General features: G+C 71.5%; 10 protein-coding genes and 1 pseudogene. 5 read left to right on the top strand and 6 right to left on the bottom strand.

Annotated elements, in window-relative coordinates; translation table 11 throughout:
• Positions 1 to 51 precede the first annotated feature (51 nt).
• The 4 genes from RM779_RS00935 to serA all read left to right on the top strand — a co-directional run bounded on the left by RM779_RS00935 (position 52) and on the right by serA (position 5,431).
• Positions 52 to 1,920, top strand: a complete 1,869-nt coding sequence (locus RM779_RS00935; protein ID WP_311614717.1) for an acetolactate synthase large subunit — start codon at positions 52 to 54, stop codon at positions 1,918 to 1,920.
• A gap of 31 nt (positions 1,921 to 1,951) precedes the next feature.
• Positions 1,952 to 2,476 carry an acetolactate synthase small subunit gene (gene ilvN / locus RM779_RS00930; RefSeq protein ID WP_311614715.1) on the top strand — a complete coding sequence of 175 codons (525 nt, stop codon included), beginning with the start codon at positions 1,952 to 1,954 and terminating at the stop codon, positions 2,474 to 2,476.
• Between the two features lie 157 nt (positions 2,477 to 2,633).
• Positions 2,634 to 3,632, top strand: a complete 999-nt coding sequence (gene ilvC / locus RM779_RS00925) for a ketol-acid reductoisomerase (RefSeq protein ID WP_311614713.1) — start codon at positions 2,634 to 2,636, stop codon at positions 3,630 to 3,632.
• A 209-nt stretch (positions 3,633 to 3,841) separates the two neighbouring features.
• The gene (serA, locus tag RM779_RS00920; RefSeq protein WP_077058656.1) at positions 3,842 to 5,431 is read left to right on the top strand and encodes a phosphoglycerate dehydrogenase; all 1,590 of its coding nucleotides are present in this window, start codon (positions 3,842 to 3,844) and stop codon (positions 5,429 to 5,431) included.
• A gap of 72 nt (positions 5,432 to 5,503) precedes the next feature.
• On the opposite strand, the gene RM779_RS00915 is transcribed toward serA, so the two are convergent.
• The 4 genes from RM779_RS00915 to RM779_RS00900 all read right to left on the bottom strand — a co-directional run bounded on the left by RM779_RS00915 (position 5,504) and on the right by RM779_RS00900 (position 9,282).
• Complete coding sequence (locus tag RM779_RS00915; protein WP_311614710.1) at positions 5,504 to 6,544, bottom strand: NAD(P)-dependent alcohol dehydrogenase; 1,041 nt, start codon at positions 6,542 to 6,544, stop codon at positions 5,504 to 5,506.
• 80 nt (positions 6,545 to 6,624) lie between these two features.
• Positions 6,625 to 7,392: an SDR family NAD(P)-dependent oxidoreductase gene (locus RM779_RS00910; RefSeq protein ID WP_311614708.1), complete on the bottom strand. Its 768-nt coding sequence runs from the start codon at positions 7,390 to 7,392 to the stop codon at positions 6,625 to 6,627.
• Positions 7,389 to 8,117: a TetR/AcrR family transcriptional regulator gene (locus tag RM779_RS00905; protein ID WP_311614706.1), complete on the bottom strand. Its 729-nt coding sequence runs from the start codon at positions 8,115 to 8,117 to the stop codon at positions 7,389 to 7,391. Before RM779_RS00905 ends, RM779_RS00910 begins: the two co-directional genes overlap by 4 nt.
• 154 nt (positions 8,118 to 8,271) lie before the next feature.
• Positions 8,272 to 9,282: a glycoside hydrolase family 6 protein gene (locus tag RM779_RS00900; protein ID WP_311614704.1), complete on the bottom strand. Its 1,011-nt coding sequence runs from the start codon at positions 9,280 to 9,282 to the stop codon at positions 8,272 to 8,274.
• Between the two features lie 423 nt (positions 9,283 to 9,705).
• Here RM779_RS00900 and RM779_RS00895 point away from each other — a divergent pair, with 423 nt between their 5' ends.
• Positions 9,706 to 10,305 carry a lytic polysaccharide monooxygenase auxiliary activity family 9 protein gene (locus RM779_RS00895; RefSeq protein WP_394813204.1) on the top strand — a complete coding sequence of 200 codons (600 nt, stop codon included), beginning with the start codon at positions 9,706 to 9,708 and terminating at the stop codon, positions 10,303 to 10,305.
• A gap of 326 nt (positions 10,306 to 10,631) precedes the next feature.
• Here the strand turns inward: RM779_RS00895 and RM779_RS00890 are convergent.
• Positions 10,632 to 11,278 (bottom strand): annotated as a pseudogene (locus RM779_RS00890) (IS701 family transposase).
• 52 nt (positions 11,279 to 11,330) lie between these two features.
• Positions 11,331 to 12,197: a GNAT family N-acetyltransferase gene (locus RM779_RS00885; protein ID WP_311614700.1), complete on the bottom strand. Its 867-nt coding sequence runs from the start codon at positions 12,195 to 12,197 to the stop codon at positions 11,331 to 11,333.
• Positions 12,198 to 12,264 lie beyond the last annotated feature (67 nt).

Genomic DNA, 12,264 nt, shown 5'->3' with positions numbered 1-12,264 from the left:
CCAGCACCCGCATCAGCTCCACCACCCTCATACGCCGAGAAGAGATCGACCATGACCGAGCAGGCCACCGGGGCGCCGAAGCCGCAGCCACGAGCACCCCGAGGCGGGGCGCCGCAACCCACCACTGTCGCCAACCTGACGGGCGCCCAGTCCCTCATCCGCTCCCTCGAAGCGGTCGGTGCCGACACCGTCTTCGGTATTCCCGGTGGTGCGATCCTGCCCGCCTACGACCCGATGATGGACTCCACCGCCGTCCGGCACATCCTCGTCCGCCACGAGCAGGGCGCGGGCCACGCGGCGACCGGATACGCGCAGGCCACCGGCAAGGTGGGGGTGTGCATGGCCACCTCGGGCCCCGGTGCGACCAACCTGGTGACGCCCATCGCGGACGCCCACATGGATTCGGTGCCGCTGGTCGCCATCACCGGCCAGGTCGCCAGCAAGACGATCGGCACCGACGCCTTCCAGGAAGCCGACATCTGCGGCATCACCCTGCCGATCACCAAGCACAACTTCCTGGTCACCGATCCGGACGAGATCCCGCGGACCATCGCCGAGGCGTTCCACATCGCCGCCACCGGCCGCCCCGGGCCCGTTCTGGTCGACATCGCCAAGGACGCGCTCCAGCGCCGGACCAGCTTCACCTGGCCGCCCAGCCACGACCTGCCCGGCTACCGCCCGGTGAGCCGCCCGCACGCCAAGCAGATCCGCGAGGCGGCCCGGCTGATCGCCGAGGCCAGGCGCCCCGTGCTGTACGCCGGTGGCGGGGTCATCAAGGCGGGCGCCGCCGCCGAGTTGCTGGAGCTGGCCGAGCTGACCGGCGCGCCCGTGACCACGACGCTGATGGCGCTGGGCGCGTTCCCCGACAGCCACCCCCAGCACGTCGGCATGCCCGGCATGCACGGCGCCGTCACCGCCGTCACCGCCCTCCAGAAGGCCGACCTGATCGTCGCGCTCGGCGCCCGCTTCGACGACCGGGTCACCGGCCGCATCGACTCCTTCGCGCCGCTGGCCAAGATCGTGCACGCCGACATCGACCCGGCCGAGATCGGCAAGAACCGGGTGGCCGACGTCCCGATCGTCGGCGACGTCAAGGAGGTCATGGCGGATCTGACGGCCGCCCTGCGCGGCGAGGAGACCGGCGCCTCCCGCGGCCCCGCCGCGCGCGAGCGCTACGCGGCCTGGTGGGACCAGCTGAACCGGTGGCGCGACACCTACCCGCTGGGCTACGACCTGCCGGAAAACGGCACGCTCTCCCCGCAGCAGGTCATCGAGCGCATCGGCCGCCTCGCCCCCGAGGGCACCATCTACACCGCCGGCGTCGGCCAGCACCAGATGTGGGCCGCCCACTACCTCCCCTTCGAACGCCCCGGCACCTGGCTGAACTCGGGCGGTCTCGGCACCATGGGCTACGCCGTCCCGGCCGCGCTCGGCGCCAAGGCCGGCCGCCCCGACGCCACGGTCTGGGCGATCGACGGCGACGGCTGCTTCCAGATGACGAACCAGGAGCTGGCCACCGCCGCGCTGAACGGCGTGCCCATCAAGGTCGCCGTCATCAACAACGGCGCGCTGGGCATGGTCAGGCAGTGGCAGACCCTCTTCTACAACCAGCGCTACTCCAACACCGTGCTGCGCGACGGCCCGGGCGCGGACGGCGCGGCCACGAGCACCGGCACCCGCATCCCCGACTTCGTCAAGTTGTCGGAGGCCATGGGCTGCGTGGGGCTGCGCTGCGAGGACCCGGCCCAGCTCGACGCCGTCATCGAGAAGGCCAACGCCATCAACGACCGTCCCGTCGTCATCGACTTCATCGTCCACGAGGACGCCATGGTCTGGCCCATGGTCGCGGCCGGCACCTCCAACGACGAGGTCATGGCGGCCCGCGGGGTCCGCCCGGACTTCAGCGACGCCGACGACTGACCGAGACCCACCGCCGAGGTAACGAACCGACATGTCGAAACACACCCTCTCCGTCCTGGTGGAGAACAAGCCGGGCGTCCTCGCCCGCATCACCGCGTTGTTCTCCCGCCGCGGGTTCAACATCGACTCGCTCGCGGTCGGCACGACCGAGCACCCCGAGGTCTCCCGTATCACGATCGTGGTCAGCGTCGAGAGCCTGCCGCTCGAGCAGGTCACGAAGCAGCTCAACAAGCTCGTCAACGTGCTGAAGATCGTCGAGCTCGACCCGTCGGCCGCCGTTCACCGGGAGCTCGTGCTGGTGAAAGTCCGCGCCGACAACGAGAGCAGGTCGCAGATCGTCGAGATCGTGCAGCTGTTCCGCGCCAAGACGGTCGATGTGGCGCCCGAGGCCGTCACCATCGAGGCCACCGGCAGCAGCGACAAGCTGGAGGCCATGCTCCGCATGCTGGAGCCGTTCGGCATCAAGGAGCTGGTCCAGTCCGGCGCCATCGCCATCGGCCGCGGCTCCCGCTCCATCACCGACCGGTCGCTGCGCGCCCTGGAGCGGACCGCATAGCGAGACGGCCCCGCACCCCACCGATTCCCGCGGCTTACGGTGGTCCGCAGGCGCGGACCACCCGGCCCGCAGCAACCGTGCGCAGGGCTCCCGCGAGGGGGCGAAGGACGTGGCAACCGGGCCGCGGCGCACAGAACTACAGAGGAGAAAACTCAAAGTGGCCGAGCTGTTCTACGACGACGACGCCGACCTGTCCATCATCCAGGGCCGCAAGGTCGCGGTCCTCGGTTACGGCAGCCAGGGCCACGCCCACGCGCTGTCCCTGCGTGACTCGGGCGTCGACGTCCGGGTCGGCCTGCACGACGGCTCCAAGTCCCGGGTGACGGCGGAGGAGCAGGGCCTGCGGGTGACCACCCCGGCCCAGGCCGCCGCCGAGGCCGACGTGATCATGATGCTCGTTCCCGACCCGATCCAGGGCAAGGTGTACGAGGAGTCCGTGCGCGACAACCTCAAGAACGGCGACGCGCTGTTCTTCGGCCACGGTTTCAACATCCGGTTCGGCTTCATCAAGCCCCCGGTCGGCGTGGACGTGTGCATGGTCGCCCCCAAGGGCCCGGGCCACCTCGTGCGCCGCCAGTACGAGGAAGGCCGCGGCGTGCCCTGCATCGCGGCCGTCGAGCAGGACGCCACCGGCAGCGGTTTCGCCCTGGCCCTGTCGTATGCCAAGGCCATCGGCGGCACCCGCGCCGGCGTGATCAAGACGACGTTCACCGAGGAGACCGAGACCGACCTCTTCGGCGAGCAGGCCGTGCTGTGCGGCGGCACCTCCGCCCTGGTCAAGGCCGGGTTCGAGACGCTGGTCGAGGCCGGCTACCAGCCGGAGATCGCGTACTTCGAGTGCCTGCACGAGCTGAAGCTGATCGTGGACCTCATGTACGAGGGCGGCCTGGAGAAGATGCGCTGGTCCATCTCCGAGACCGCCGAGTGGGGCGACTACGTCTCGGGCCCGCGCATCATCACGGCCGACACCAAGGCGGAGATGAAGCGGATTCTCGGCGAGATCCAGGACGGCAGCTTCGCCAAGAGCTGGATGGCCGAGTACAGCGCGGGGCTGCCCAAGTACAACGAGTACAAGAAGGCGGACGGCGACCACCTCCTCGAAACCACGGGCAAGGAGCTGCGCAAGCTCATGAGCTGGGTCGACGAAGAGGCCTGAGCCCTCTTCCGACCCTGCGTTCCGCGGGAGTTCGCTCGATCGAGCGGTGGGCTCGGCGGCCGTCTGCCGGGCCCACCACCGCGCCGATACACTGCATGGCGAAGCGCGTCACAGGCTCACAGCGTCGTGCGTCTCCACGCGGCTGCCCTCCTCTCCCCCCGCCGTCGGCCGTCGGGACGCGGCCTTCCGCAAAGGACCAGTGAGACATAGTGAGCAAGCCCGTCGTACTCATCGCTGAAGAGCTTTCGCCCGCCACGGTCGACGCCCTGGGCCCGGACTTCGAGATCCGCCGCTGTGACGGCGCGGACCGCGCCGACCTGCTCGGCGCCATCGCCGACGTGGACGCCATCCTGATCCGCAGCGCCACGCAGGTCGACGCGGAGGCCATCGCCGCCGCCGGCCGCCTCAAGGTCGTCGCCCGCGCCGGCGTCGGCCTTGACAACGTGGATGTGCCCGCCGCAACCAAGGCCGGCGTGATGGTGGTCAACGCGCCCACCTCCAACATCGTGACCGCGGCCGAGCTGGCCTGCGGCCTCATCATCTCCACCGCGCGCAATATCCCGCAGGCCAACGCCGCTCTGAAGAACGGCGAGTGGAAGCGCAGCAAGTACACCGGCGTCGAGCTGGCCGAGAAGACCCTGGGCGTCGTCGGCCTCGGCCGCATCGGCGTGCTGGTGGCCCAGCGCATGGCGGCGTTCGGCATGGACGTCGTCGCCTACGACCCCTATGTGCAGCCGGCGCGCGCCGCACAGATGGGCGTCAGGCTGACCTCCCTCGACGAGCTGCTGGCCGCCGCCGACTTCATCACCGTCCACCTGCCGAAGACGCCCGAGACCCTGGGCCTGATCGGCGACGAGGCCCTGCACAAGGTCAAGCCGTCCGTCCGCGTCATCAACGCGGCCCGCGGCGGCATCGTCGACGAGACGGCGCTGCTCAGCGCGCTCAAGGAAGGCCGCGTCGCGGGCGCGGGGCTCGACGTCTACGCCACCGAGCCCTGTACGGACTCCCCGCTGTTCGAGTTCGACACGGTGATCGGCACCCCGCACCTGGGCGCCTCCACCGGCGAGGCGCAGGAGAAGGCCGGTATTTCCGTGGCCAAGTCGGTGCGCCTGGCCCTGGCGGGCGAGTTGGTGCCCGACGCGGTCAACGTGCAGGGCGGCGTCATCGCCGAGGACGTGCGCCCCGGGCTGCCCCTCGCCGAGAAGCTGGGCCGTATCTTCACCGCCCTTGCCGGAGAGGTCGCCCTGCGTCTCGACGTCGAGGTCTGCGGCGAGATCACCCAGCACGACGTGAAGGTCCTGGAGCTGTCCGCGCTGAAGGGCGTCTTCGAGGACGTCGTCGCGGAGACGGTCTCCTATGTGAACGCCCCGCTGTTCGCGCAGGAGCGCGGCGTGGAGGTCCGGCTGACCACCAGCTCGGAGTCCGCCGACCACCGGAACATGATCACCGTGCGCGGCACCCTCACCAGCGGCGAGGTGGTGTCCGTCGCCGGGACGCTGGCCGGGCCCAAGCACCAGCAGAAGATCGTCGGCATCGGCGACCACACGCTGGACCTGACCGTGGCGGACCACATGGCGTTCCTGCGTTACACCGACCGCCCCGGCGTCGTCGGCACGCTGGGCCGCATCCTCGGCGAGGCCCACATCAACATCGCCGGCATGCAGGTCGCACGTGCCGAGGAGGGCGGCGACGCGCTGATCGCCCTCACGGTCGACGGCACCATCCCGGCTTCCGTTCTCACCGAGATCGCCGCGGAGATCGGCGCCACTTCGGCCCGCGGCGTCGACCTGACGGACTGAGCACGGCGCGCGCCCGGCCGCGCGCACCTCGTCCCGGCCCCGGCGCTCCACCGCCCCGGGCGCCGGGACGCGTCAGCCGTTCGGCAGGATCACCGCGCGGCCGTTGACCTTCCTCGCGTGCAGCCGCTCGTAGGCGAGCGGAGCCTCGTCGATGCCGTACGTCTCGATGTGCACGTCGAGCGCGCCCGTCCGCGCGAGGTCGAGTACTTCGCGCAGCTCGCCCCTGCTGCCCCAGTAGGGCGCGGCGACGGCCACGTCGAACGCGGTGGTGTTGATGCCGACCGGCAGCGCACCGCCGCCGAGGCCGACGACCGAGACGTCGCCCTCCACCGCCGCCACCGCGCCCGCCGTCGCCACGGTGGGCTGGGCGCCGACGAAGTCGAACACGGCCTCCGCGCCGAGGCCGCCCGTCAGCTCCCGCACCCGGTCGGCGGCGCGTTCGTCGGACAGCACCGTGTCATGCGCCCCGACCGATCTGGCCAGCGCCAGCTTCTCCTCGGCCACGTCGAGCGCGATCACCCGGCTCGGGGTCAGCGCCCGCAGCAGCTGAATGGCGACGTGACCGAGCCCGCCCGCCCCGATGACCACGGCCGTGCTGCCGGGCACCAGCTTGGGCAGCGACCGCTTGATCGCGTGGTACGGCGTGAGCCCGGCGTCCGTCAGCGGCACCGACCTGACCGGGTCGAGGCCGTCCAGCGGCAGCAGGAACCGCGCGTCGTCGACGAGCAGGTACTCGGCCATGGCGCCCGGCGCGCCGAGGCCGGGCGGGAAGATGCCGAGCCGGGCCGCGTCCAGGCAGTAGTTCTCCTTGCCCTCGGCGCACTTGGCGCAGCGCCCGCAGCCCTGCGGCCCGTACACCGCGACGAGATCGCCCTCGGCGAGGCCGGTGACGCCGGGGCCGAACCCGGCCACTCTTCCCGCGCCCTCGTGGCCGAGGGTGAGCGGCAGCCGGTAGGGGAACTGGTCCGCGGGCCAGCTCATCAGCGCGATGTCGGAGTGGCACACCCCGGCCGCGGCCACCTCGAGCAGCACCTGCCCCGGGCCCGGCTCCGGCTCGGGGAGCGTGACGACTGCGGGGGCGGCGCCGATCTCCCGGTACTGAACGGCCTTCATGACGGCTCCTTCGGGTCTGCCCTTCTGAACTTTCCGGTCTGCCGGACCTGCCGGACCTGCCGGACCTGCCGGTCTTCCGGTCAGCGGGCCGCGTAGGCGCCGTCGACGAGGTGGTAGCTGCCGTGGACGAACGAGGCCCGTTCCGACAGCAGGAAGACGGTCAGCTCCGCGACGTCCGCCGCGGTGCCGAGGCGCCCGGCCGGGTGCAGGTCCACCAGCGCGCCGACGTCGATGTCCTCCGAGGCGTGCAGCAGCGGCGTGTCGATGAAGCCGGGGCCGACCGCGTTGATCCGGACATTGCGGGCGGCGTACTCCAGGGCGGCGGTCTTCGTCAGGCCGACCACACCGTGCTTGGCCGCCACGTAGGCGGCGGAGCCGGCGAAGCCGTTGGTGCCGAGGATGGAGGCCATGTTGACGATCGCGCCGCCGCCCGCTTCGAGGATGGCGGGCAGCTCGTAGCGCATGGAGTAGAAGACGCCGCTGAGGTTGGTGTCGACGACCCGCCGCCACTCGTCGAGCGGGTAGGCGCCGCTCTGGGCGCTCACCCCGCCGATGCCCGCGTTGTTGACGGCCAGGTGCAGGGCCCCGAACGTTCCGGTGGCGAACGCGACGGCGGCCTCCGCGGACGCCGGATCGGTGACGTCCATGCGGATCGCGGCGGCCTGGGCGCCGGTGCCGGCGATCTCGTCGGCGGCCTTCGCGGCGGCCGTCTCCTGGTAGTCGGCGAGGACGACGCTCGCGCCGCCCGCGGCGAGGCGGTCGGCGACGGCCCGGCCGATCCCGGAGGCCGCGCCGGTGACGAGGGCGGTCCGGCCGGAGAACTCCGTGCGGTAGTCGGTGACGGTCATGTGCCTGCTGCTCCTTCGGTGTCGGTGCTGCTGGTCCTGCCGGTCCTGCCGGTCCCGCGGTCCGCCCCGTCCTCCGCGCGCTGCCTCGGCAGCGCCCCGGGGCGGAGGGCCAGAACGGAGAAGGCACGTTCAACCAGTGCGGTGAGGTCGCTCCCCGCGTCCGCCCCGACCTCCTCGCTCCCGGCGATCCACAGCTCCTGGGCCGCGCTCAGGGCACCGGCCGCCGCGCCCGCGAGCACGGCGGGGCGGGGATCGTGGTGCGGGTCGAGGCCGAGTCGCGCGGCCACGATGCGCGCGGACTCTCGCTGGGCCTCGACCCGGATGTGGTGGAAGGCGGCGTGAAGCGCCGGCTCCCGCAGCGTGAGCCGCAGCAACTCGGGCATCCGGGGCCGGTGGGGCCAGGGCGGCTCGGTCGTGTCGGCCAGCCAGGACAGGACCGCGGCGCGGTAGGCGGCGAACGGCGGCTCGTCGGCCGGGCGCGCGCGCAGCAGCGCGTTGATGCGCGCGCCGTCGGCCCGGATGACGTCGAGCGCCGCGCTCTCCTTGCTGCCGAAGTGGCGGCTGAACGTGCGCCGCGCCACGTCGGCGCGCTCCGCGATCCGCTCGACGGTCACGGCGGCGAGCCCGTGGTCGAGCACCAGCTCGAACGCGGCACTCGCCAGCGCCTCCCTGGTCCGCAGGGCCTTGCGTCGGCGGCGGTCGGCCGCCGGAGCTTCGGTGGTCACGTTCTCCAGCGTACGCCGAGATGTCCCAGTGGGACTTTTGTCTCAGTGGGACGTGTGATCACGGCAGTCGAAACCGGTGCCGCCCTGGGAAGGCAGGGGCGGCACCGGTTCGGGCAGACGGACTGACGTCGTCGCGCGCGGTTCAAGGACCGCGTCAGCCGCCTGCCAGCTGGTACGCCATATCGGGCGAGAACTGCCCGGCCGGGCCGGCGCAGCCGTCCAGCTCACCGGGCGGCTTCACCCACAGATAGGCGTCGATCAGGTCGTTCCCCGTGTCGGCGGTGGGGTTCTCACCGACGAGGCGGCCGGGCGGGTCGCACCATTCGGCGCCGTCCGGGCCGTTGCCGTTGCGGCTGGTGTCGATGACCGCCCGCAGGCTGTCGTCCCCCAGCGCGGCGAGCACGCCCTCCGCGAAGGCCACCTCCTCCTCGGTGACGCGGTAGTTGGAGACGTTGCTGTAGATGCCGTCCCCGCTCTCCAGGATTCCGGCCTCGATCAGCGTGCCGGCCATCGTGGCCGGCTCGTGCCAGGCCGAGTGCCCGGCGTCGAAGTACACGCGAGCCTCGGGGTTGGCGGCGTGGATGGTGTCGGCCGCCTGCGCCAGCGCGGAGAAACGTTCGGCGCGCTCCGCGTCGTCCAGGCAGGTGGTCAGGGCCAGCGAGTCCGGCTCCAGGATGATCGCGACCGGGTCGCTGCCGAGCCCGGCCGCAAAGCCCTCGGCCCACTCCAGGTAGCTCGGGAAGTCCGGGGCGCCGCCTGCCGACGCCCCGCCGCAGTCGCGGTTGGGGATCATGTACGAGACCAGCACGGGGACCTCGCCCGCCGCCGCGGCGGCGGAGGTGACCTCCGCCGCGTCCTGGGTGACGGTGCCGGGTTCGTAGTTGGAGAACCACACCGCCTGCGGCTGGCTCGCGATCCGTTCCGCGATCAGCGGCTGCCGGGCGTCCCCGGCGTTCTCCTCGACCCACTCGTGCACCTGGAGCGGGTAGTTGTGGAACACCGCGTCGCCGGGCAGGTCGGCCGAGGCGCCCTGGGCGGTGGGGAGGGCGGTCCAGGCGAACACGCCGCCGAGCGCCGCGCCGGCGGCGAGCACCAGGGGCGCGCGCCGGGCGCGCTGGCGGCGTGCGCGGTCGTCGGGTGGTTGTGCGGCTCGTGGGGTGCGCATGCAGGCTCGTTCCCTTCGGGACGAAAATGTGGGGGGTGGGAGCGCTCCCATAGCCGCAGAACATAGCGGTTCGCTTGAGCCGAGTAAACGGTGCGGACGCACTCGAAGGGAACGGGTCGGCATTCGCCCACCGACCGGGCCTGCTTGCTGTTGGTTTGTCAATATTCGGCCGCGAAGGTGATGCGGCGCGGCGGAGGGGGACGTCGCGCGTCGTCGCGGAACGGCGCTCCGGCGCGTTCAGGGCGCGCCGGATGTCCGCGCGCCGGTTTCGGCGGTGTGTCGCGGGGTAAAGCCACGGTAATTTGGGAGCGCTCCCAGTTTCGGAACCCACAACCGGAAGTCGGAGACCGCGTCATGCACGTACTGAGACAGACTCACACCCCCCGCTGGACGCTCCGCGCCCTGGCGCTGCTGTCCGCGGCGATGATGTTCCTGATCCCCTGGGCGGACAACGCCGCCGCCCACGGGTCGATCGTCGATCCCGCCTCCCGCAACTACGGCTGCTGGGACCGCTGGGGCGACGACCACTTGAACCCGGCCATGGCCCAGGAAGACCCCATGTGCTGGCAGGCGTGGCAGGACAACCCGAACGCCATGTGGAACTGGAACGGGCTGTACCGCAACAACGTCGGCGGCAACCACCAGGGCCAGGTGCCGAACGGTCAGCTCTGCAGCGGCGGCCAGACCGAGGGCGGCCGGTACAACTCGCTTGACGCCGTCGGTCCCTGGAAGACCACCGACGTCGGCGCCAACTTCTCGGTGCACCTCTACGACCAGGCCAGCCACGGGGCCGACTACTTCCAGATCTACGTCACCCGCCAGGGCTTCGACCCGGCCAGCGAGCCGCTCGGCTGGGACGACCTCCAACTGGTCGAGGAGACCGGCAGCTACGCCCCCAGCCAGAACATCTCCGTGGACGTGAGCGCGCCCGGCCGCAGCGGCCACCACGTCGTCTTCACGATCTGGCAGGCCTCGCACATGGACCAGGTGTACTACCTGTGCAGCGACGTCAACTTCAACTGATGCGCTGATGCGCTGACGCCCGCGCCACCCGCTTCGCGAGCCCCGTCCGCCGCCCCGGCAGCGGACGGGGCTCCGCGTCGTTCCCCGGTGAGGCCCCGGCCGGCGAAGGCGGTCGCCCGTCCCCGGGAACGCCGCGCCGGCCGCCGCGGCACCGGATGAGGCCCGGCATCAGGTGCGGAGCGCGTCCGGCCGCAGTGCCGGATGGTGATGCTTGCCGGTGCTCGGTCGGCTGGATCACGGTCTAGTAGTGCTTCGTGAGGTTCTGTGTCTGGTTCTGTTGCGGGGTAGGGGCCGGCCGCAGGTGGTGCAGGTACCGGTCCGGCACTTCAGGAGGTCTTGGAGTGTGTCCAGGATCTGGTCGAGGGCCAGGCCGGCGTGGGTGCTTCTGGGTGGAGCCGTCGCAGGGTGAGGAAGGTCTGGGCGGCGGTGACGAGGGTGACGTGGTGGTGCCAGCCGCGCCAGGTGCGGCCTTCGAAGTGGTCCAGGCCCAGGCCGTGTTTGAGTTCGCGGTAGTCGTGCTCGACGCGCCGGCGCGTCTTCGTCCAGCGCACGAGGTCGGCGATCGGGGTGGCGGCATGGACGCTCACAGCGACCTGGCAGTTCGCCCGCTTGCCCAGCGCTCCGCAGTACTGCCGGGCCACCCCCACCGACGCCTCCCGCACTTGGGGAACGACACGTCGTCGATGACCCACACCTTGGGCCCAACCGCCTCGGTCAGCCGCTCGGCGATCCGCTGCCGCACCGGCCGCGGGTCCCACGGCGACTGGTTCACGAACTGCTGCAGGGCCTGCATGTTCCTGTCCGGCAGCCGTGCGGCCATCGGCTGGATCGACTTGCGCCGCCCGTCCAGCATCAGCCCCCGCAGGTAGCACTCACCCCACCGACGCTGATCCCGCCGCCGTACCGACGCGAACACATCACCAACGAACTCCGCCAACTCACCACGTAAACGTTCGATCTCACCAAGCCTCATACCAACACCCTGCCCACACCCAGCCAAGATCGACCAACCTAACGAAGCACTACTAGGCGTCTCGGCGTCGGTCCCGGGTCTCGGGGAGTTTCCGGAAGCCGGCCGACTCGTAGGTGGCGACGGCACCGGTGTTGGCGCTCGGGGTGCAGACCATCGCGCTCGACGAGCCCAGCTCCTGGAGTGCCGCCGCCGCGGCGATGGTGATCGCCTTGCCGTGGCCGTGACCGCGATGCTCCGCGGGCACGCCCATCGGCTCCAGCAGCCCCGGCTTCCCCTGGCCGGCCGACCACACCGTCACCGCCGCCACCGCGTTGCCCTCGTCGTCGTACGCGACCAGACACCGGGCGTCGGCGTACGGCGACCCGGCCGCCATCGCGTGCCAGCGCTCGTCCGTGAACGTCGATCCGCCGAACGACGACCGATGTGCGGCGGTCCGTACATGCGCCCGCTCCGGCCCGATCACCTCGATCCGCACGCCCGGCTCCGCCACCGGCTCCGTGAGGTCCCGGCGCAGCGGCGTCCACGGCTCGTCGGTGCTCCAGCCGGCCTCGAACAGCAGATTCTGGACCAGTGCGCCCATGGGTGCCTCGATGTGGGCCCGCCCCTCTCCCAGCACATCGCGCTCCGGCTCGGTCATGTCCTCGACCAGCTGCCGCGCCAGCTCCTCGTCCCGCTGGGCGTCCGGCGCGATCGTCAGCCGCAGCAGCTCGGGACCGTCCAGCAGCCCGACGGCGAGGATCTGTCCGTTCCGGCTCCAGGTCCGGACCGCCGCGGCAGTCGCCTCGGCACCGAACCGCCAGAACCAGCCCAGGTCCCCCGGATGCAGTTGCATCGGCGCCCCGTCGTACTGCCACTCCCGCAGCGCGCCCACAGACTCGCCCAACCCGTCGACTCCCGGCCTGCCCAACGCAATCGTCATACTCCCGATCACACATGAACGCGCCGGGAGTCCGCACCCGGTTTCCGGCCGCTGCCGGTACCGGCAG

Origin of the sequence: Streptomyces johnsoniae (assembly GCF_031845565.1) — a bacterium.
In the GTDB taxonomy this organism is placed as follows: Bacteria; Actinomycetota; Actinomycetes; order Streptomycetales; family Streptomycetaceae; genus Streptomyces; species Streptomyces johnsoniae.
Note: the sequence above shows the minus strand (reverse complement) of the source record. Positions and strands in the feature narration are given on the sequence as shown.

What these genes read in the sequence shown, in the direction of transcription:
- RM779_RS00885 (WP_311614700.1), bottom strand. Translation starts at nt 12,197, where the DNA reads ATGACGATTGCGTTGGGCAGGCCGGGAGTCGACGGGTTGGGCGAGTCT.
- ilvN (WP_311614715.1), top strand. Translation starts at nt 1,952, where the DNA reads ATGTCGAAACACACCCTCTCCGTCCTGGTGGAGAACAAGCCGGGCGTC.
- RM779_RS00915 (WP_311614710.1), bottom strand. Translation starts at nt 6,544, where the DNA reads ATGAAGGCCGTTCAGTACCGGGAGATCGGCGCCGCCCCCGCAGTCGTC.
- RM779_RS00935 (WP_311614717.1), top strand. Translation starts at nt 52, where the DNA reads ATGACCGAGCAGGCCACCGGGGCGCCGAAGCCGCAGCCACGAGCACCC.
- RM779_RS00910 (WP_311614708.1), bottom strand. Translation starts at nt 7,392, where the DNA reads ATGACCGTCACCGACTACCGCACGGAGTTCTCCGGCCGGACCGCCCTC.
- RM779_RS00895 (WP_394813204.1), top strand. Translation starts at nt 9,706, where the DNA reads ATGATGTTCCTGATCCCCTGGGCGGACAACGCCGCCGCCCACGGGTCG.
- RM779_RS00900 (WP_311614704.1), bottom strand. Translation starts at nt 9,282, where the DNA reads ATGCGCACCCCACGAGCCGCACAACCACCCGACGACCGCGCACGCCGC.